Annotated in this window: 1 protein-coding gene; it reads right to left on the bottom strand. The window is 77.0% G+C overall.

Going from position 1 to position 23,137, the window contains the following annotated elements; all coding sequences use genetic code 11:
- The coding region (locus tag L6E12_RS04225; protein WP_236226548.1) for a type I polyketide synthase at nucleotides 1-23,137 on the bottom strand (23,137 nt) is incomplete at its 5' end.

Genomic DNA, 23,137 nt, shown 5'->3' with positions numbered 1-23,137 from the left:
CTAGTCGAGCGTCAGGTCGGACGAGCCGTTGAGCGCGGCCTGGACCAGGTCGTCCACGTCCATGTCATCGACGGCGTCGACAGCGCCGACGCCGTCGTGCGGGCGGGCGCCGTCCGCGGGTGCACCGCCGCGCCCGGCGAGCTGCAACAGCGGCTCCAGGACGCCGATCTCCCGCAACTGGCCCAGCGAGACGGAGGAGAGCACCGCCCGGACCGCGGCCTCGTCGCTGTCCTGCGCGCCGGTCGCCGTCGGGTGGCCGTTGCCGCCCACCCCGTTGCGCCCGTTCCCGTTCTGCGCGGCGCCGTTCTCCCCGGCCCCGCTCAGCCCCAGCTCGGCCAGCAGGTGGGCGGCCAGCGCCGATGGCGTCGGGTGGTCGAACACCAGCGTCGAGGGCAGGCTCAACCCGGTCGCGGCGGTGAGCCCGTTGCGCAGCTCCACCCCGCTGAGCGAGTCGAACCCGAGGTCCCGGAACGCCTTGTCCGGGCCGAGCAGCTCGGTGTCGGCGTGGCCGAGCACCGCGGCAGCGGTGTCCCGCACCAGTTCCAGCACCTCTTCCCGGCGCCGGGCCGGGGCCAGGCCCGCCAAGCGGGACAGCAGCCGCGGCGCCTCCTCCGCGGGCACGGCGGGCACCTCGACGTGGGCACCGGGCAGCTCGCCAAGCAGCGCCCGCAGCCGGGACGCGGTCGGGCCGCGCAGGAAGTCCGCCGCGGACACCTGCGCCACCAGCGCGGTGGCCGCGGGTTCCGCGACGAGCTGGCGCAGTGCCACGACGGCCCGCACCGGGTCCATGGCGGTGATGCCGCCGCGCCGCGCGCTGTCGTCGGCGCGCTCGCCCGCGGCCATCCCGCCGCCGCCCCAGGCGCCCCAGGCGATGGCGGTGGCGGGCAGGCCCAGGGCGCGGCGCCGCTCGGCCACGGCGTCGAGCACCGCGTTGGCGGCCGCGTAGTTGGCCTGCCCCGGGTTGCCCACGGCACCGGAGGCCGAGGAGAACAGCACGAACGCGCCCAGGTCGAGCCCGCGGGTCAGGTCGTCGAGCAGCAGGGCCGAGGCCACCTTGGCGCGGAACACCCCCTGGAAGCGCTCCGGGGTCAGCGAGTCCAGCACGCCGTCGTCGAGCACGCCCGCGGTGTGCACGACCGCGCTGAGCGGGTGTTCCGCCGGGATGCCGTCGAGCAGCGCCACGAGGTCGGCGCGGTCGGCGACGTCGCACGCGGCGATCGTCACCACCGTGCCCAGCTCCTCCAGTTCCGCCCGCAGCTCGGCCGCGCCCGGCGCGGCCTCGCCGCGGCGGCTCGCGAGCACCAGGTGCGGCACGCCGTCCGCGGCGAGGGACCGGGCGACGTGCGCGGCCAGCGCACCGGTGCCGCCGGTCACCAGCACCGTGCCCGTCGGCGTCCACAGCCGGTCCGGGTCGGTCGCCGGGGCCTGCACCAGGCGGCGGCCGAACACCGCCCCCGGCCGCACCGCGACCTGGTCCTCACCGCCCGCCCCGGTCAGCGCGCCGGGCAGGCGCGCGGCCGTGTCGCCGTCCAGCGACGGCGGCAGGTCCACCAGACCGCCCCAGCGGTCGGGGTGTTCCAGGGCCACGACCCGCCCGAGCCCCCACACCGCCGCCTGCACGGGGTGGGCGGGCGACTCGCCCGGGTCCACCGACACCGCGCCCCGCGTGGCGGACCACAGCGGCGCGGTGATGCCCGCGTCGCCGAGCGCCTGCACCAGTGCCGTGGTCAGCAGCACACCGGAGGGCACCGAGCCGGTCACCGCCTCGTCCAGCGCCAGCAGCGAGAGCACGCCGGTGAACGGCCCGCCGGTCGCCCGCAGCCGCTCGGCCAGCCGTGCGCGGTCGGTGTCGCCGACCTCGACGCGGACGACGTCCGCGCCGAGTGCGCCGGTCACCGCGGCCACCCACGCGTCGCCCGCCCACCCGGTGGGCAGCACCACGAGCCAGGTCCCGCCCGGTTCGGCCTGGCGCCTGCCCGCGAGCGGGCGCCACGCGATCCGGTGCCGCCAACTGTCCACAGTGGCCTGTTCGTTCCTGGTCCGGCGCCAGTCGAGCAGCTTCGGCACGACCTCCGCCAGCGCGTCGCCGTCGACGTCGAGCAGCGACCCCAGCGCGTCGAGGTCGGTGTTCTCCACGGCCGCCCAGAAGCCCGCGTCCTCCCGCTGCCCGGCCGGGGCGGCGGTCGCACCGGCGGACTCCGGCCAGAACCGCTCGTGCTGGAACGGGTACGTGGGCAGGTCGACCCGGCGGGCACCGGGGTGCACGGCGGCCCAGTCGACGCGCGCACCCCGGGTGAACAGGGTGCCCAGGGCCGCGCCCAGCGCCGCGTCCTCGTCCCGGTCGCGCCGCAGCGCGGTGACCGCGACCGGTCCGGTGCCGTGCATCGCGATGGTGTCCTGCGCCATCGCGGTGAGCACGCCGTCCGGGCCCAGTTCGAGGAACGTCGTCACGCCGCGGGTCAGCAGGGTGCGCACGCCGTCGGCGAACCGGACGGCGTCGCGGACGTGCCGGACCCAGTACGCCGGGTCGGTGACCTGCCCCGCCTCGACCACGTCACCGGTCAGCGTCGAGACCAGCCGCGTCGCCGGGGCCCGGTAGGTCACCCGCCGGGCGACCCGCTCGAACTCCGCGAGCATCGCGTCCATGTGCGGTGAGTGGAAGGCGTGGCTGACGTTGAGCGCCTTGGTCTTGCGGCCCAGCGCGGTGAAGTGTGCGGCCACCGCGGCGGCCTCGGCGGCGTCACCGGCGACGACCACGGCCTCGGGGCCGTTGACGGCCGCGATGGACAGCCCCCCGGTCAGCAGCGGGACCACCTCGGCTTCGGTGGCCTGCACCGAGACCATGGCGCCGCCCTCCGGCAGGGCCTGCATGAGCCGCCCGCGGGCGGTGACCAGCGCCGCCGCGTCGGCCAGGGAGAACACCCCGGCCACGTGGGCGGCGGCCAGCTCGCCGATGGAGTGGCCCGCCAGGAAGTCCGGCCGCACCCCCCACGACTCGACCAGCCGGTACAGGGCCACCTCCAGCGCGAACAGCGCGGGCTGGGTGAACTCCGTGCGGTCCAGCGCGCCGTCCCCGCCGTCCCAGACGACCGGTCGCAGCGGCCGGTCCAGGTGCCGGTCGAGTTCGGCGACCACCTCGTCGAAGGCCGCCGCGAACGCCGGGTGCAGCTCGTGCAGGCGGCGGCCCATGCCGACGCGCTGCGCGCCCTGGCCGGTGAACAGGAAGGCGACCGCCCCGCTGTCCGCCCCGTCGGTGACCACGGCCGCCGACCGGGTGCCGCCCGCCAGGGCGGTGAGCCCCGCCCGCAGCCCGTCGACGTCGGCCGCGAGCACGGCGGCGCGGCGGTCGAACGCGGTCCGGGTGGTGCCGAGGGACAGCGCGAGGTCGGGCAGCGCCGGTGCGCCCGCGTCGAGCAGGCCGAGCACGCGCCGGGCCTGCTCGCGCAGCGCGGCACCGGTCACCGCGGACAGCGGCACCGCGACCACGCCCCGGGGGCGCACCGCGTCGGTGCCCTGCGCGACGGCGTCCACCACGGTGGTGTCCACTGTGGAGCCCGCCGTGACCGGCGGTGCCTGCTCCAGGATCACGTGCGCGTTGGTGCCGCTGGCGCCGAAGGCGGACACCGCGGCCCGGCGCGGCCGGTCCACCGCGGGCCACGGGGTGGCCTCGGTGAGCAGTTCCACCGCCCCGGCGGTCCAGTCCACGTGCGCGGACGGGGTGTCCGCGTGCAGGGTGGCGGGCAGCAGCCCGTGCCGCATGGCCAGGATCATCTTGATCATCCCGGCCACCCCGGCCGCGGCCTGGGTGTGGCCGATGTTGGACTTGACCGAGCCCAGCAGCAGCGGGACCTCCCGATCGCGGCCGTAGGTCGCCAGCAGCGCCTGCGCCTCGATCGGGTCGCCCAGCCTGGTGCCGGTGCCGTGCGCCTCGACGGCGTCCACCTCCGCCGGGGTGAGCCCGGCGTCGGCCAGCGCCCTGCGGATGACCCGCTGCTGCGCGGGACCGCTGGGCGCGGTCATGCCGTTGGAGGCGCCGTCGGAGTTGATCGCCGAGCCGCGCAGGACCGCGAGCACCTCGTGGCCGTTGCGGCGGGCGTCGGACAGCCGCTCCAGCACCAGCATCCCCACGCCCTCGGCCCAGCCGGTGCCGTCGGCGGCGTCGGAGAACGCCTTGCACCTGCCGTCCGGGGACAGCGCGCCCAGGTCGGTGAACTCGATGAAGTTCACCGGCGTGGACATCACCGCCACCCCGCCCGCCAGCGCCAGGTCCGTCTCGCCGGACCGCAGCGCCTGCGCGGCCAGGTGCACCGCGACCAGCGAGGACGAGCAGGCCGTGTCCACCGAGACCGTCGGCCCCTCCAGGCCGAAGGTGTAGGCCAGGCGGCCGGAGAGCAGGCTGGCCGACTGGGCGGTCTGCCAGTCGCGGCCGTCGGCCGACGGCCGGTAGTCGCCGCTGATGCCGCCGACGTAGGCGCCCGTGCCCGTGCCGCGCAGCCCGGTCGGGTCGACCCCGGCGCGTTCCAGCGCCTCCCACGCCGACTCCAGCACCAGCCGCTGCTGCGGGTCCATGACGACCGCTTCGCGCGGGGAGATGCCGAAGAACGTCGGGTCGAAGTCGGCCGCGCCGGGCAGGAACCCGCCCGCCCTGGCCACCGTGCGGGCCCGGCCGTCGGCGCCCGGCTCCAGCAGCGCGGTCAGGTCCCAGCCGCGGTCGGTGGGCATCGGACCGATGGCGTCGCGGCCCGCCACGACCGCGTCCCACAGGTCCTGCGGCGAGGCCACCCCACCGGGGTAGCGGCAGGCCATGCCCACGACGACCACCGGGTCGTCGTCGGTGACCCCGGCGGCCACCGGCGCCGTCTCCGCGGTGTGCTCACCGAGCAGTTCCGCGCGCAGGTGCGCGGCCAGGGCGGCGGGCGTCGGGTGGTCGAACACCAGGGTGGCGGGCAGGGGCAGCCCGGTCAGGTCGGTGAGCTGGTTGCGCAGGTCCACGGCGGTCAGCGAGTCCACGCCGAGGTCCCGGAACGGCAGGTCCGGCTCGATCCCGGCGCCGCCCGCGTGCCCGAGCACCGCCGCCACCCGGTCGCGGACTAGGCCCAGCAGCTCGCCCGCGCGGTCCTGCTCGGGCAGGTCGAGCAGGTGCGCGCGCAGCCCGGTGGGTGCGGACGCGGCGGGGGCGGCAGCGGCCTCGGGCAGTTCGGCGAACAGCGTGCTGGCCCGGGTGCGCTGGAAGGCGGGGGCGAAGGTCTCCCAGGCCACGTCGGCGACCGTCACGTCTGCGGTGCCGCCGAGGACGCCGTCCAGCGCGGCCAGCGCCCGACCCGGGTCCATGCTCGGCAGGCCGTTGAGCAGCAGGTGGCGGTCCATCTCGTTGCCCTCGCTGCCCGTCCACGCGCCCCAGGACACGGTGGTCCCGGTCAGGCCCCTGGCCCGCCGCGCGGCGGTGACGGCCTCGTGCCGAGCGTCGGCGGCGGCCCGGTCGGCCTGCCCGCGCACGCCCCAGGTGCCCGCGATCGACCCGAACAGCACGAACGCGTCCAGCGGGGCGTCGTGCAGCAGCTCGGCCAAGGCGTCGGCGGCCGGGTCGCCGACGGCGAACACGGCCGAGACCTGGTGCTTGGTGAGCAACGCGGCCAGCGCGGCCCGGTCCCCGGCATCCGCCGGGTCCAACCCGGACGCGACGACCGGCACGCCGAGGTCGCTGAGGTCGGCCCCGAGCAGCAGCAGGCCGGGCACGCCCCGGTCGGCCAGCCACCGCGCGACCAGGGCACCCTCGGGGGTGTCGGCGTCGGAGACGAGGACCGTGCCCGTGGGGTTCCACGGGGCGGCGAGATCGGTGGCGCGGACCAGGCGGCGGGCCAGCACGCCGTGGTCGCGCACGGCCACCTGGTCCTCAGCCCCGCCGAGCGCGGCCTTGAGCTGCGCGGCCGCACCCGCGCTCACCGGACCGGCCAAGTCGAGCAGGCCACCCCAGCGCTGCGGGTGGTCGAGGGCCGCGACCCGGCCCGCGCCCCAGAGGGCGGCGCGGGCGGGTACGGGTTCCTCGCCGTCGACGGCCGCGACCGCGCCGCGCGTCACCAGCCACACCGGCAGGTCGGCGCCGTCGACCGCGGCCAGCAGCGCCTCCGGCCACGCGGCGCCGGGCACCTCGTCGCCGTCGGTGGCGGCGAGCAGGGACACGATCCCGGCGGCGCCCCCGGTGTCGGGCAGGGCCGCGCCGGGGACCACGGGGACCGCGTCCAGCACGGCGAGCACGGAGGAGACGGTCAGGTCGGCCTCCCAGTCGTCGGGCACCAGCGCCAGCCAGCGGCCGTCGGCGGGCTCCTGGTGGACCGGGCGCCACGTGGTGCGGTAGCGCAGGCCGTCCGCCGCCGCGCGGTCGCGGCGGCGCTGCCGCCACCGGGCGAGCGCGGGGACCACTGTCGACAGTTCGGTGCCGTCGAAGTCCAGCGTGGTCGCCAGGGAGTCCACGTCGGTCCGCTCGACCGCCGCCCAGAACTCGCCGTCCACGGGGTCGCCCGCGGTGGTGGGAGCCGTGGTCGGCCAGAAGCGCTCGCGCTGGAACGGGTAGGTGGGCAGTTCCACCACGCGGGCACCGGTGCCCGCGAAGAACGCCGCCCAGTCCACCTCCACGCCCCGGGTGTGCAGGCGCGACAGCGCGGTGACGACCGCGCGTTCCTCGCCCCGGTCGCGGCGCAGGGCGGCCACGGCGGTGACGTCGGCGTCGCGCGCCTGCGCGGTCTCGGCGGCCAGCGCGGCCAGCACGCCGTCCGGGCCGAGTTCGAGCAGGGTCGTCACGCCCGCGTCGAGCAGCGCGGCCACCCCGTCGCCGAAGCGCACCGCCTCGCGGACCTGGCGGACCCAGTACTCCGGGGTGGCGAGTTCGGCGCCCGCGAGGGCCCCGGACAGGGTGGACACCACCGGGATGGCGGCGGTGCCGTAGGTCAGGCCCTCGGCCACCGCGCGGAACTCCGCCAGCATCGGGTCCATCAGCGGTGAGTGGAACGCGTGCGAGACCCGCAGCGCCCGGGACCTCGGGAACCGCGCGGCCACCGCGGCGACCGCGTCCCGCGCACCGGCCACGACCACCGCCCGCGGGCCGTTGACCACCGCGACGACCACGCCGTCGACCAGTTCGGCGCGGACCTCGTCCTCGCTCGCCTCGATGGCCGTCATGGCACCACCGGTGGGCAGCTCGGCCATCAGCCGGGCCCGCGCCGAGACCAGCGCCGCCGCGTCGGGCAGCGACAGGACCCCGGCGACGTGCGCCGCCGCGACCTCGCCGATCGAGTGCCCGGCCACGAAGTCCGGCCGCACCCCCCACGACTCCACCAGCCGGTACAGCGCCACCTCCAGCGCGAACAGCGCGGGCTGCGCCCAGCCGGTGTCGTCCAGGGCGTCCGCGTCGGCGCCCCACACCACGTCGCGGACGTCGACCTCCAGCGCGGCCACCACCGCGTCGAAGGCGGCGGCGAACGCCGGGAACCGGGTGTACAGCTCGCGGCCCATGCCCAGCCGCTGCGCACCCTGCCCGGAGAACAGCACGGCCGCGGCACCGCCGCCGCGCGCCGTCCCGGACACCGATTCGACGACGCCGTCCGGGGTGCTCAGCAGCACCGCCCGGTGCGGCAGGTCGGCCCGGGTGGCGACCAGCGACCAGCCCACGTCCACCGGCGCGGGCCCGTGCTCGGCGGCGAACCGGCCGAGCCGCTCGCGCTGGGCGTCCAGTGCCTCGCGGGTGCGCCCGGACACCGGCCACGGCACGACCTGCGGGCGCACCCGCGGTTCGGCGGCGGCAGCGGTGGTCGGCTCGGCGGGTGCCTGTTCGATCACCACGTGCGCGTTCGTGCCGCTGACCCCGAAGGCCGACACGCCCGCGCGGCGCGGGCGGCCGGTCTCCGGCCACGCGACCGCGTCGGTGGCCAGCGCGATGGTGCCCGCGGACCAGTCGACGTGCGCGGAGGGGGTGTCCGCGTGCAGGGTCGGCGGCACGGTGCCGTGCCGCATCGCCATGACCACCTTGATCACGCCCGCGACGCCCGCGGCGGCCTGCGTGTGGCCGATGTTGGACTTGACCGAGCCCAGCAGCAGCGGGGTCTCCCGGTCGCGCCCGTAGGTCGCCAGCAGGGCCTGCGCCTCGATCGGGTCGCCCAGCGGGGTGCCGGTACCGTGCGCCTCGACGGCGTCGACGTCCGCTGTGGACAGACCGGCGTCGGCGAGGGCGGCCCGGATGACGCGTTGCTGCGACGGGCCGTTCGGCGCGGTCAGGCCGTTGGACGCGCCGTCGGAGTTGATCGCCGTGCCGCGCACCAGGCCCCACACCCGGTGCCCGTTGGCCCTGGCGTCGGACAGCCGCTCCAGCACCAGCACGCCCACGCCCTCGGCCCAGGCGGTGCCGTCGGCGGCGTCGGAGAACGCCTTGCACCGGCCGTCCGGGGACAGCCCGCCCTGGGTGGTGAACTCCACGATGGAGTCCGGTGTGGACATCACGGAAACACCGCCCGCCAGCACCAGCGAGGATTCCCCCGACCGCAGCGACCCGGCGCCCCAGTGCAGCGCCACCAGCGCCGACGAGCAGGCCGTGTCCACCGTGACCGCGGGCCCCTCCAGGCCCAGGGCGTAGGACACCCGCCCGGACAGCACGCTGGCGGTGACCCCGGTGGCCGCGTGGCCGCGCACGTCCTCGGCCGCCGTGCGCAGCACGGACAGGTAGTCCTGCCCGTTGGTGCCCACGAACACCCCGGTCGGCGAGCCGCGCAGGCCGGTCGGGTCGATGCCCGCCCGCTCCACGGCCTCCCACGCGGTCTCCAGCAGCAGCCGCTGCTGCGGGTCCATGGCCAGCGCCTCGCGCGGGCTGATGCCGAACAGGGCGGCGTCGAAGTCCGCGGCGCCGTCGAGGAAGCCGCCCTCCATCGAGGCCGAGGCGCCCGCCGCGAGGGCGGACAGGTCCCAGCCGCGGTCGGTGGGGAACGCGCCGATGCCGTCGCCCCCGGCGGCCACCAGGTCCCAGAGCTGCTCGGGCGAGGACACCCCGCCGGGGAAGCGGCAGGCCATGCCCACGATGGCGATCGGGTCGTCGGCCACCGGCCGGGTCGCCGCCACCGGTACCCCGGCCGCCGGGGCCGCCGCACCGACGACCTCGCCGAGCAGGAAGTCCGCCAGCTCGACCGGGGTCGGGTAGTCGTAGATCAGCGAGGCGGGCAGGGCGGTGCCGGTCGCGGCGGCCAAGCCGTTGCGCAGCTCCAGCGTCGTCACCGAGTCGAAGCCCAGGTCGCGGAAGGCGCGGTCGGCGTCGACCCCGGTGGCGTCGGCGTGCCCGAGCACGGCGGCGATCTGCGCCCGCACCAGGTCCAGCAGCACCCGGCGGCGTTCGCCATCGGGGCGGGCCAGCAGCTCCGCGCGCAGGCCCGACTCCGACGGCCGCTCCGCCACCGCGGCGGTGCGCAGCGCGCGCACCTCCGGCAGGTCGGCGACCAGCCTCGTCGGTCGCAGTTGCGCGAACGCGGGCACGAAGGCCGCCCAGTCGACGTCGGCGACCACCACCGCCGCGTCGCCGAGCTCGACGGCCCGGTGCAGCGCGGCGATCCCGGTCGGCACGCCCATCGGCTCGAAGCCGCCGCGCCGCATCCGGGCGGCCAGCTCGCCGTCGGCGACCATGCCCGCCTCGGCCCACGGGCCCCACGCGATCGACGTGGCGACCCGGCCCCCGGCCCGCCGCCGCTCGGCGAAGGCGTCGAGCCACGCGTTCGCGGCGGCGTAGTTCGCCTGCCCCGGTGCGCCGATCGTGCCGGTGGTGGAGGAGAACAGCACGAACGCGTCGAGGTCCAGCCCCGCGGTCAGCTCGTCGAGGTTGCGCGCCGCGGTCGCCTTGGCGTGCAGGGCGGTGGCGAACGACTCCGGCGTGAGGGACTCCAGCACGCCGTCGGCCAGCACGCCCGCGGTGTGGAAGACCGCGGTCGGCGGCGTGTCGGCGAGCAGCGCGGCGAGGGCGTCGCGGTCCCCGGCGTCGCAGGCGACGACGGTGACCCTGGCCCCGAGCGCCTCCAGTTCCGCGGTGAGTGCGGGCGCACCCGGGGCGCCCGGGCCGCGCCTGCTGGTCAGCACCAGGTGTTCGGCACCCGCCCCGGCCAGCCAGCGGGCGACGTGCCCGCCGATGCCCCCGGTGCCGCCGGTGATGAGCACGGTGCCGGACGGGGTGTACGACCGCGCGGTGGACGACTGGGTGGTGCCGCCGGGGGCGGCGTGGGTGAGCCTGCGGGCGAACGCGCCCGCCGGGCGGACCGCGACCTGGTCTTCGCCGTTGCCCGCCAGCACCCCGCCGAGTCGCCGCGCGGTGCCGGGTTCGAGCCGTGCGGGCAGGTCGACCAGCCCGCCCCAGGTGGTGGGCTGTTCCAGTGCGGCGACCCGGCCCAGGCCCCACACCGCGGCCTGGTCGGGGTCCGGCGCGGGGTCGGAGCCGTCCACGGTGACCGCGCCCCTGGTCAGGCACCACAGCGGTGCGGTCAGCCCGGCGTCGCCGAGGGCCTGGACGGTCGCCGCGGTCAGCGCAAGCCCGGCGGGCACCTCGGCCTCCCCCCGGTGCGCCGTGGCCAGCAGGGACACCACACCCGCGTAACCGTCTGCCGCTCGGGTGCGCAGGATTTCGGCCAAGCCTGCGCGATCGGATTCGGCCACGTCCACCCGGACCGTGTGCGCACCCGCCGCGTCCAGGCCGCCCAGCACCGCGGCGGACCACTCGGGGTCGTCCCCGGTCGTCGGCACCAACACCAGCCAGGTGCCGCCGAGCACGGTCGAGCCCGCGGAGACCGGGGCCCAGGACACCCGGTACCGCAGGGCGTCCGCGGTGGCCTCCCGGTCGCGGCGCCGCCGCCAGGTCGACAGGGCGGGCACCACGGCCGACAGGGTTTCGGTGGGCACGTCGAGGTCGGCGGCGAGCGAGTCCAGGTCGGAGTCGGCGACCGCAGCCCAGAACCCGGCGTCGACGGCGCCCCCCGGGCTCGGCACCGGCTCGGCGGCGGGCTCGGGCCAGAACCGCTCGCGCTGGAAGGCGTAGGTGGGCAGGTCGACGCGCCCGGCGCCGGTCCCGGCGAAGAACGCGGACCAGTCCACGTCCACGCCGTGCACGTGCAGGTCGGCGAGGGTGGTGGCGATGGCGGTCGCCTCGTCCCGGTCCCGGCGCAGCGAGGCCACCATGACCGCGTCACCCTCGGGCAGGCTCTCCCGCGCCATGCCGGTCAGCACGGCGTCGGGCCCCAGTTCCAGGAAGGTGCGCACGCCGTTCCCGGCCAGCCAGGAGACGCCGTCGGCGAAGCGCACGGCGGCCCGCACGTGCCGAACCCAGTACTCGGGGTCGCAGACCTGCTCGGCGGTGACCGGCTCGCCGGTCACGTTGGACACGATCGGGATGCGCGGCGGCTGGTAGTCCAGGGTCGTGGCGACCCGGCGGAAGTCGTCCAGCACGGCGTCCACCCGCGGCGAGTGGAAGGCGTGGCTCACCCGCAGTCGCCGGGTGCGGTGCCCGTCGGCCGCGAAGTCCTCGGCCAGCGCGAGCACGGCGTCCTCGTCACCGGAGATCACCACGGACTCGGGGCCGTTGACCGCGGCGATGGACACCCGGTCGTCCAGGCCCGCCAGCTTCGCCGCGACCACGGCCTCACCGGCGCGGACGGACACCATCGCGCCGCCCTCGGGCAGCGCCTGCATCAGCCTGCCCCGCGCGGCGACCAGGGTGGCCGCGTCCGCCAGCGACAGCACGCCGGAGACGTGCGCGGCGGCCAGCTCGCCGACCGAGTGGCCCGCCAGGTGGTCGGGTCGCACGCCCCAGGACTCCACCAGCCGGTACAGCGCCACCTCGACGGCGAACAGCGCGGGCTGGGTGTTGCCGGTGCGGTCCAGCTCTGTCGGGTCGTCGGCCCACATCACCTCCCGCAGCGGCCGGTCCAGCTCTGCGTCCAGGTGCAGCAGGACCTCGTCGAGGGCGTCGGCGAACACCGGGAACCGGTCGTACAGCTCGCGGCCCATGCCCGCGCGCTGCGCGCCCTGCCCGGTGAACAGCACCGCCAGACCACCCCGCCGCACCGAGCCGCGCAGCACACCCGCGCCCGGCGCCCCGTCGCGCACGGCGGTCAGCCCGCGCACCAGCGCGTCGGTGTCCTCGGCGATCACCGCGGCCCTGCGCTCCAGCGCGGAGCGGCTGGTGGCCAGGGAGAGGGCCAGGTCGGCCGGGTGCGTGTCCGGTGCGGTGCGCAGCAGGTCCAGCAGGCGCCCGGCCTGGGCGCGCAGGGCGTCGTCGCCGCGCCCGGACACCAGCACCGGCACGGTGCGCTCGACCCGGGGGACGACCGGCACCTCCTGCTCCGGCGCCTGCTCCAGGATGGCGTGCACGTTGGTGCCGCTGAGGCCGAACGACGACACCGCGGCCCGGCGCGGGTGGCCGGTCTCCGGCCACGGCGCGGGCTCGGTCAGCAGGCTGATGGCGCCGCTGGACCAGTCGACGTGGCTGGAGGGGACCTCCGCGTGCAGGGTGCGCGGCAGCACGCCGTGGCGCAGCGCCTGCACCAGCTTGATCACGCTGGCGACGCCGGAGGCCATCTGGGTGTGGCCGATGTTGGACTTCACCGAGCCCAGCAGCAGCGGTCGCTCGGGGTCGCGGTCGCGGCCGTAGGTGGCGAACAGCGCCTGCGCCTCGATCGGGTCACCCAGCGAGGTCCCGGTGCCGTGCCCCTCGATGGCGTCCACATCGGACGGTTGCAGGCGCGCGTTGGCCAGCGCGGCGCGGACGACGCGCTGCTGCGCCGGGCCGTTCGGTGCGGTGAGCCCGTTGGACGCGCCGTCCTGGTTCACCGCGGAACCCCGCAGCACGGCCAGCACCCGGTGCCCGTTGGCCACCGCGTCCGACAGCTTCTCCAGCAGCACCACGCCCACGCCCTCGGCCAGGGTCATGCCGTCGGCGGCGTCGGAGTAGGCCTTGCAGCGCCCGTCCACCGCGAGCGCGCGCTGTCGGGAGAACCCGACGAAGGCACCCGGGCTGGACATGATGCTCACCCCGCCCGCCAGCGCCAGTTCGCTCTCCCCGGTGCGCAGGGACTGCGCGGCCAGGTGCAGGGCGACCAGCGAGGAGGAGCAGGCCGTGTCCAGGGTGACCGCGGGGCCCTCCAGGCCGAGCAGGTAGGCCACGCGGCCGGACAGGATGCTGCCCAGCGAGCCGGTGATCATGTGGCCCTCGGCGCTCTCCGCCGTGCGCGACACCGAGGCCGTGTAGTCCTGGTAGCTGGCCCCGATGAACGTGCCGGTGCGGCTGCCGCGCAGCCCGTGCGGGTCCAGGCCCGCCCGCTCGAACGCCTCCCAGGAGGTCTCCAGCAGCAGGCGCTGCTGCGGGTCCATGGCCAGCGCCTCGCGCGGGGAGATGCCGAAGAAGCCCGCGTCGAAGTCGGCCACGTCGTGCAGGAAGCCGCCCTGCACCGAGTAGGTCCGGCCCGCGCGGTCGGGGTCCGGGTCGTACAGGTCCTCGGCGTTCCAGCCGCGGTCGGCCGGGAACCCGCTGATCGCGTCCACCCCGCCGGTCACCAGGTCCCAGAGGGCCTCCGGCGAGTTCGCGCCGCCCGGGTAGCGGCAGCCCATGCCGATGATGGCGATGGGCTCGTCCGGTGCGGCGCCCACCTCGACCCGCCCGGTCCGCCCGGGTGCCTCGCCCGCGATCTCGGCGAGCAGGAACTCCGCCAGCGCGAACGGGTTCGGGTGGTCGAACACCAGGGTGCTGGGCAGCGTCAGACCGGTGGCCTCGGCGATGCGGTTGCGCAGGTCGATCGCGGTCACCGAGTCGAACCCGGCGTCGCGGAACGCCCGCTGCTCGCCGACCGCCTCGCCCGAGGTGTGGCCGAGCACGGTGGCGGCCCGGCCGCGCACCAGGTCGAGCAGCACCCGCCGCTGCTCGCCGGGGGGCAGTGCGCGCAGCGAGGCGGCGAACTCGCCCCCGGCACCGCCGGTCGCGGGCTGCTCCGCGACCGCGGTGAGCGCCTTCACCTCGGGGATCTCGTCGAACAGCGTGCTCGGGCGGCCCGAGGTGAACACCGAGTGGTAGCGGTCCCAGTCGATGTCGGCGATGGCCAGTGCGGGCTCGGTGCCCGCAAGGGCGTGGCCCAGCGCGGTCAGCGCCGGACCCGGCTCCATGAACACCAGGCCGCTGCGCCGGATCTGACCAGGGTCGACCCGGCCCAGCTCGCGGTCGTCGGCCCAGATGCCCCAGGACAGCGCGAGCGCGGGCAGGCCCCTGGCCCGGCGGGCGGCGGCCAGCGCGTGCAGGTGGGCGTTGCCCGCCACGTAGGCCGCGTGCACCCCGGTGCCCCACATGCCCGCGGTGGACGAATACAGCACGAAGCTGTCCAGCTCGTCGTCGGCCAGCAGCTCGTCCAGGACGCGGGCGCCGGTGACCTTGGCGTCGAGCACGCGCTCGAAGTCAGCCGGGGTGGTGTCGTGCAGGGTGTGCAGCTCGATCACGGCCGCGGTGTGCACCACCGAGCGCAGCGGCGGGCCGTCGGCGCGCAGCCGCTGCAGCAGGGCGGCCACGGCCGCGCGGTCGGTGACGTCGCAGGCCACGACCTCGGCGGTGGTGCCGAGCCCGGTCAGTTCGGCGACCAGGTCGGCCGCGCCCGGGGCGTCCGGGCCGCGGCGGCTGGTCAGCACGATGCGTTCGGCACCCTTGGCGGCCAGCCAGCGGGCCAGGTGCGGGGCCAGCGTGCCGGTGCCGCCGGTGACGAGCACCGTGCCGCGGGCGGTCCAGCCGGGGCCGTCCCCGGTCCTGGGTGCCCGCACGACGCGCCTGGCCAGGGTGCCCGCCGGGCGCACCGCGAGCTGGTCCTCACCGGTGGCGCCGGACAGCACCGCGGCGAGCCTGGTCCGGCCCCGGGCGTCGAGTTCGGCGGGCAGGTCGACGGTGCCGCCGACCCGGCGGGGGTGCTCCAGCGCGGCCGTCCAGCCGATGCCCAGTGCCTGCGCCTGTTCCGGGTGCGCCACCTCGTCGCCGCGCCCGGTGGACACGGCGCCGCGGGTGAGCACCCACAGCGGTGCCTCCACTCCGGTGTCGCCCAGCGCCTGCACCAGGGCGACGGTCAGGGCGGTGCCCTCGTCCAGCGCGGAGAACCCGGCCAGCGGGCGGCGCGACCCGGCCGCGAGCGACACCACACCCGCGACGTCGGCGAACCCGGCCAGCCGCTCGGCGAGCGCGGTCCGGTCCGCGCACCCGGCGTCGAGCACCAGGCGCTCCGGCTCGGCGCCGTGGTCGGCGAGCGCGGCGACCACGTCCTCGTCGGCGACGCCCTCGGCGGTGACGACGAGCCAGCGGCCCGCGAGGGCGGGTCGACCGGTGGCGACCGGGGTCCACGACACCCGGTAGCGCCACGAATCCACTGTGGACTCCTCGCGGCGGCGCCCGCGCCAGGCCGACAGCGCGGGCAGCACCGCGGCCAGCGACTGCTCGTCCACCGCCAGGTCGGCGGTGAGCCCGGCCAGGTCGCCCTGCTCCACGGCGGACCAGAACCCGGCCTCCACGGGGTCGGTGCCGCCGGTGGCGACCGCGGGCGGCTCGACCGGGACCCACAGCCGCTCGTGCTGGAAGGCGTAGGTGGGCAGGTCGACGCGGCGACCGCCCGGGTACTGCCCGGTCCAGTCGACGCGGACCCCGCGCACGAACGCCCCGGCCAGCGACAGCAGGAAGCGGTCCAGGCCGCCCTGGTCGCGGCGCAGCGTGCCGGTGACCACGGCCCGCACGCCCGCCGCGTCCACCGACTCGGTGATGCCCACGCCGAGTACCGGGTGCGGGCTGGCCTCGATGAACACCCGGTGACCCGATTCCAGCAGCGCGGCGATGGCGGGCCCGAAGCCGACCGTGTGGCGCAGGTTGCGGTACCAGTAGCCCGCGTCCATGCCGGTGGTGTCGAGCCACTCGCCGGTGACCGTGGAGTGGAACGGCACCTCGGCGGCGCGCGGGGTGAGGGGTGCGAGGACCTCCAGCAGTTCGTCGCGCAGGTCCTCCACCTGCGCGGTGTGCGAGGCGTAGTCCACGGCGATGCGCCGCACCCGCACGCCGTCGGCGGTCAGGGTGTCGAACAGCGCGTCCAGCGCGGCGGGCGCACCGGCCACGACGACCGAGCCCGGCCCGTTGACCGCCGCGAGCTGCACCGACCCGTCCGCGGGCAGCAGCGGCTCGACGCGCTCCACCGGCAGCGGCACCGACATCATGCCGCCGCGCCCCGCCAGCCGCCTGGCGATGGCGGCGCTGCGCAGGGCCACGACGCGCGCGCCGTCGGCCAGCGACAGCGCGCCCGCCACCACGGCCGCGGCGATCTCGCCCTGGGAGTGGCCGACCACGGCGTCCGGGTGCACGCCCCGGGAGCGCCACAGCGCCGCCAGGGACACCATCACGGCGAAGGACGCCGGTTGCACCACGTCGACCCGGTCCAGCGCCGGGGCCCCGTCGACCTGCCGCAGCACGTCGAGCAGCGACCAGTCGGTGAACTCCGCGAGGGCCGCCGCGCACTCGGCGACCCTCGCGGCGAACACGGGCGACTCCTCCAGCAGCCGCGCGCCCATCCCGACCCACTGCGCGCCCTGGCCGGGGAAGACGAACACGGTGCGGCCCTCGACGTCGGCGACGCCCTCAACCACGGTCGGGGCGGCCTCGCCGCGCCCGAACGCCCCGAGCGCCCCGGTGAGCGCCGCCGCGTCGGCGCCGACAGCGACCGCCCGGTGCTCGAACAGGGAGCGGGAGGTGATGAGCGAGTGGCCGAGGTCGACCGGGTCCGCGGCCACGGTCGCCAGGCGCGCGGCCTGCTCGCGCAGGGCGCTCGCGGACCGGGCCGAGAGCACCAGCGGCAGGGCCGCCGGGGCCGGCGCGGGTTCCCGCCTCGCGGGGGCGGGCGCGGGGGGCGCCTCTTCCACGAGCACGTGGGCGTTGGTGCCGCTGATGCCGAAGGAGGACACCCCGGCGCGGCGGACCCGCTCCCCCGCCGCCCACGGCCGGGCCTCGGTGAGCAGGGCGACGGTGCCGTCGCTCCAGTCGATGTGCGAGGACGGGGTCTGCGCGTGCAGGGTGCGCGGCAGCACGCCGTGGTTCAGCGCCAGCACCATCTTGATCACGCTCGCCACGCCCGCGGCCGACTGGGTGTGACCGATGTTGGACTTGACCGAACCCAGCAGCAGCGGGCGCTCGGGGTCGCGGTCGCGGCCGTAGGTGGCCTGCAACGCCTGCGCCTCGATCGGGTCGCCCAGCGCGGTGCCGGTGCCGTGCGCCTCGACCACGTCCACGTCGGACGGCTCCAGGCGCGCGTTGGCCAGCGCCTGCCGGATGACGCGCTGCTGCGAGGGGCCGTTGGGCGCGGTCAACCCGTTGGACGCGCCGTCCTGGTTCACCGCGGAACCCCGGATCACCGCCAGCACCCGGTGGCCGTTGGCCACCGCGTCGGACAGCTTCTCCAGCAGCACCACGCCGACGCCCTCGCCGAGGCCCATGCCGTCGGCGTCCTCGGCGAACGCCTTGGACCGGCCGTCACCGGCCAGCGCCCGCTGGCGGCTGAACGCGGTGAACCCGGACGGGTTGGGCATCACGGTGGCGCCGCCCGCCAGGGCGAGGGCGGTCTCACCGGTGCGCAGCGACTGGCAGGCCAGGTGGATCGCCACCAGGGAGGAGGAGCACGCGGTGTCGACGGTGACGGCGGGGCCCTCCAGGCCGAGCACGTAGGCCAGGCGCCCGGACAGCACGCTGGGGATGGAACCGGTGACGACGTGCGGTTCGAGGTCGTCGACCCGGGCGGCGGCGTAGTCCTGGAAGCTGGAGCCCACGAAGGTGCCGGTCGCGCTGCCGCGCAGGGTGGCGGGGTCGATGCCCGCGCGCTCGACCGCCTCCCACGTGGTCTCCAGCAGCAGCCGCTGCTGCGGGTCCATGGCCAGCGCCTCGCGCGGGGAGATGTCGAAGAACCCGGGGTCGAAGTCCCCGGCGTCGTGCACGAAGGAGCCGCGCGTGGTGTAGGTGGTGTTGGGCTTGTCGGGGTCGGGGTCGAACAGCGCCGCCGCGTCCCAGCCCCGGTCCAGCGGCCACTCGGTGCTGGCGTCGACCCCGTTCGCCACGAGGTCCCAGAACCGCTCGGGCGTGCCCGCCCCGTCGGGGAACCGGCAGGCCATGCCGACGATGGCGATGGGCTCGTCGGCCGCGGCCGCCGCGGCGGTCACCGCGCCGGGGGCACCCGCCGCGCCCAGCAGTTCCCCGGCGAGGAAGTCGGCGAGCACCAGGGGGTTCGGGTAGTCGAACACGATGGTGCTGGGCAGCGACAGGCCGGTGGCGCGGTTGAGCCGCTTGCGCAGCTCCACGGCGGTGAGCGAGTCGAAGCCGCCGTCGCGGAACGCGCGCCGCTCCGGCACGCCCTCGGCGGAGTCGTGGCCCAGCACGGCCGCCGCCTCGGTGCGGACCAGGTCGACCAGCAGGTGCGCCCGCTCGTCGGCGGGCAGCGCGGCCAGGCGCGCGGCGAACTCGCCGCCCGCCGGGGTCGCCCCGGGATCGGCCTGCGCGGCGACCTCGGGCAGGGCGGACAGCAGCGGGCTCGGGCGGACGGCGGTGAACACCGGCGCGTAGTGGGCCCAGTCCAGGTCCACCACCGTGACGGTGGCGTCGCCGCGGACCACGGCGTCGCCCAGTTCGGTGAGCGCGGGCGCGGCGGGCAGGAACCGCAGGCCGCTGCGCCGGAACGTCTCCGACATCACCTCGTCGGCGGCCATGCCCGCGCCCGCCCACGGGCCCCAGGCGACCGAGGTCGCGGTCAGGCCGCGGGCGGCCCGGTGCTCGGCGAGCGCGTCGAGGTAGGCGTTGGCGGCCCCGTAGGAGGTCTGGCCACCGCCACCGAGGGTGCCCGCGATGGAGCCGAACAGCACGAACAGGTCCAGGTCGGTGTCCCCGAGCAGGGCGTCGAGGTTGAGCGCCCCGGCCACCTTGGCCGACAGCACGGCCCCGAACTCGTCCAGCCCGGTCTCGGCCAGCGGCTTGACGTCGCTGGTGCCCGCGGTGTGCACGACCCCGGTCAGCGGGTGCTCGGCGGGGACGGCGGCCAGCACGGCGGCGAGCGCGGCGCGGTCGGCCACGTCGCAGGCGGTGATCTCGACCGTGGCGCCCAGCTCCTCCAGCTCGGCGCGCAGCTCGGCGGCCCCCGGCGCGGCCGGGCCGCGGCGGCTGGTCAGCACCAGGTGCCGCGCCCCGGCGCGGGCAAGCCAGCGCGCCACCTCGCCGCCGAGGCCACCGGTACCGCCGGTGACCAGCACGGTGCCGCGCGCGGTGAACCCGCCAGCGAGCAGGCCGGGCAGGTACCGGACCAGGCGGCGTCCGCGCCTGCCCGCCGCGCGGACGGCGACCTGGTCCTCGCCACCGGGGTCGGCCAGGGTGGCGGCCAGGTGGCGGGCGGCGCGCTCGTCGAGCACCTCGGGCAGGTCGACCAGGCCGCCCCAGCGGTCGGGGTGCTCCAGGGCCACGATGCGGCCGAGGCCCCAGGTGGCGGCCTGCGCGGGACTGCGCACCGGGTCATCCGGCCCGGTGCCCACCGCACCCCGGGTAACAGTCCACAGTGGAGCGGCGAGTCCGGCGTCGCCGAGCGCCTGCACCAGGGTGACGGTCAGCGCGAGGCCGAGCGGGAACCCCAGCGGGTTTTCCGCGTGCGGCAACACCGACACCACACCCGTGAACCCGTCGGCCGCGGCCGCCTCGGTGAGGCGGGCGGCCAGCGCGCCGCGGTCGGTGTCGGCCACCACCAGGGTGCGGACCTCGGCGCCGTGGGCGCGCAGGGCGGCGGCGACCTCACCCGCGATGCCGGTGTCGGCGTCCGGTGCGGCGGCGACGAGCAGCCAGGTCCCGGTCAGCGCGGCGGCCCGCTCGGGCAGGGCGGTCCAGTCGACGCGGTAGCGCCAGGTGTCCAGGGTGGAGCGCTCGCCCTGCTCCCGCCGCCACGTGGACAGCGCGGGCAACAGCTCGGCCAGCGACGTGCGCTGCTCGGCACCGAGGCCCAGCAGGTCGGCCAGCCCGGTGGCGTCGCCGTCGAGAGCCGCCCAGAGCCGCTCGGCGGCCGGGTCGGCGGCGGGCGCCTTGCGGGCCTGCGGCCAGTAGGACTCGCGCGCGAAGGCGTAGGTCGGCAGGTCGACCCGGCGGGCGCCGGTGCCCGCGAAGAACGCGGTCCAGTCGACGGGCACGCCCAGGGTGTCCAGGCGGGCCAGTGCCGTGACGGCGGCCTGTTCCTCGCCGCGGTCCGGGCGCAGCGCGGGCACGACCGCGATCGCGCCCTCGCCGACGGAGTCCTCCACCATGGCCGACAGCACGCCGTCGGGGCCCAGCTCGACCACCGTGCACACCCCGCGCTCGGCGAGCGTGCGCGCGCCGTCGGCGAACCGCACCGCCTCCCGCACGTGCCGCACCCAGTACTCGGCGGTGGACAGCTCCGCGCCCGCCAGTTCACCGGACACGTTGGACACCACGGGGATGCGCGCCGGGGCGAACGACAGCCCAGCCAGCGCCGCCCGGAACCCGTCCAGCACGGGCTCCACCAGCGGCGAGTGGAACGCGTGCGACACGCGCAGCGCCTTGGTGCGGTTGCCGCGGGCGCGGAACACCTCGACGACCTGCTCCACGGCCTCGGCCGCACCGGCGATGACCACGGCGGCGGGGCCGTTGACGGCCGCGATGGACACGCCGTCCACCAGCTCGGTGGCCACCTCGTCCTCGGTGGCCTCCACCGCCGTCATGGCGCCGCCCTCGGGCAGTGCCTGCATCAGCCGCGCCCGCGCGGAGACCAGCACCGCCGCGTCCGCCAGCGACAGCACCCCGGCCACGTGGGCCGCGGTGACCTCGCCGATGGAGTGGCCCGCCACGTAGTCCGGCACCACACCCCAGGACTCCACGAGCCGGTAGAGCGCCACCTCCAGCGCGAACAGCGCGGGCTGCGCCCACCCCGTCCGGTTCAGCTCCTCGGCGTCGGCGCCCCAGACGACGTCGCGCACCCCCGGGTCCAGCTCCGCCAAGACCTCGTCGAAGGCGGCGGCGAACACCGGGAACCGGGCGTGCAGCTCGCGGCCCATGCCCAGGCGCTGCGAGCCCTGGCCGGAGAAGACGACCGCGACCCGCCCGGGCACCACCTCGCCCTCGACCAGGGCCGCGTCCGGCCGGTCGGCGGCCAGCGCGGCGAGCGCGCGGCGCAGCGTGTCGGTGTCGGGGGCGAGCACGGCCGCCCGCTGCCCGAACCGGGAGCGGGTGGTCGCCAGCGAGTGCGCCAGGTCGAGCGGGGTGGCCGCGTCGAGCTGCCCGAGCAGCCGCTCGGCCTGCGCCCGCAGCGCGTCCCGGCCGCGGCCGGACACCAGCACCGGCACCACGCCGGGCACCACCCGCGGCGCGGGCGCGGCGTCGGCGACGGGTGGCGCGGCCTCCAGGATCGTGTGCGCGTTGGTGCCGCTGAAGCCGAACGACGACACCGCGGCCCGGCGCGGGCGACCGGTCTCCGGCCACGGGGTCTGCTCGGTGAGCAGCCGCACCTCCCCCGCGGTCCAGTCGACGTTCGTCGACGGCGCGTCCACGTGCAGGGTGCGCGGCAGCACACCGTGCCGCATGGCCAGCACCATCTTGATCACCCCGGCCACCCCCGCGGCGGCCTGGGTGTGACCGATGTTGGACTTCACCGAGCCCAGCAGCAGCGGCCGCTCGGGGTCGCGGTCGCGGCCGTAGGTCGCCAGCAGCGCCTGCGCCTCGATCGGGTCACCCAGCGAGGTGCCGGTGCCGTGGCCCTCCACGGCGTCCACGTCGGCGGCGGAGAGGCGGGCGCCCGCCAGCGCGGCGCGGACGACCCGCTGCTGCGCGGGGCCGTTCGGCGCGGTCAACCCGTTGGACGCACCGTCCTGGTTCACCGCGGAACCCCGGACCACCGCGAGCACCGGGTGCCCGTTGCGGCGCGCGTCGGACAACCGCTCCAGCACCAGCACGCCGACGCCCTCGCCCCACGCCACGCCGTCGGCGGCGTCGGAGAACGCCTTGCACCGGCCGTCGGCGGCCAGGCCGCGCTGCCGGGAGAACTCCAGGAACGGCGCCGGGGTCGACATGACGGTGACGCCACCGGCCAGCGCCAGCGAGCACTCCCCGCCGCGCAGGGCCTGCGCGGCGAGGTGCATCGCCACCAGCGAGGAGGAGCAGGCCGTGTCCACCGTGACCGCGGGGCCCTCCAGGCCCAGGGTGTAGGACACCCGCCCGGACACCACGCTCGCCGAGGTGCCGGTGCCCTGGTGGCCCTCGAACTCGCCGCCGCCGAGGGCGTTGGCGTAGTCGCTGTACATGACCCCGGCGAACACGCCGGTGCGGCTGCCGCGCAGGGACACCGGGGGGATGCCCGCGCGTTCGACGGCCTCCCACGAAGCTTCCAGCAGCAGGCGCTGCTGGGCGTCGGTGGCCAGCGCCTCGCGCGGGCTCATCCCGAAGAACTCCGGGTCGAACTCGCCCGCGTCGTGCAGGAAGCCGCCGGAGCGGACGTAGGACGTGCCGACGTGGTCGGGGTCCGGGTCGAACAGGGCGCCCAGGTCCCAGCCGCGGTTGGTCGGGAAACCGGAGATGGCGTCGGCCCCCTCGGTGACCAGCCGCCACAGGTCCTCCGGGGAGGTGACCCCGCCGGGGTAGCGGCAGGCCATGCCGACGATCACGATCGGGTCGTCGGCCGCGCTCGCCGCGGTGGTGACCGGTTCCGCGTCGACGCCGTCGGAGCCGAGCAGCTCCGCCAGGACGTGCGCGGCCAGCGCCGTGGGGGTGGGGTGGTCGAAGACCAGCGTCGGCGAGGTGCGCAGACCGGTGGCGGAGGCGAGCTGGTTGCGCAGCTCGACGGCGGTCAGCGAGTCGAAGCCCAGGTCGGAGAACGCCCGCTGCGGGTCGACGCGCTCGGTGCCCGCGTGGCCGAGCACCGCGGCGACCCGGCTGAGCACCAGCTCCAGCACCACGTCGGCGCGCTCGGCGGTGCCCATCCCGGCCAGCCGCCGCGCGAGGCCGACCGCCGCGGCGGCGGTCGCGGTGCCGCGGCGGGCCCGGGGCCGGATCAGGCCGCGCAGCACGGCCGGGACCTCGTCGCGGGCGCGCAGCCCG

Source organism: Actinokineospora sp. PR83, assembly GCF_021056305.1.
Taxonomy (GTDB): Bacteria; Actinomycetota; Actinomycetes; order Mycobacteriales; family Pseudonocardiaceae; genus Actinokineospora; species Actinokineospora spheciospongiae.
The sequence above is the reverse complement of the archived record's forward strand: the minus strand, read 5'-3'. Positions and strand labels throughout refer to the sequence as shown.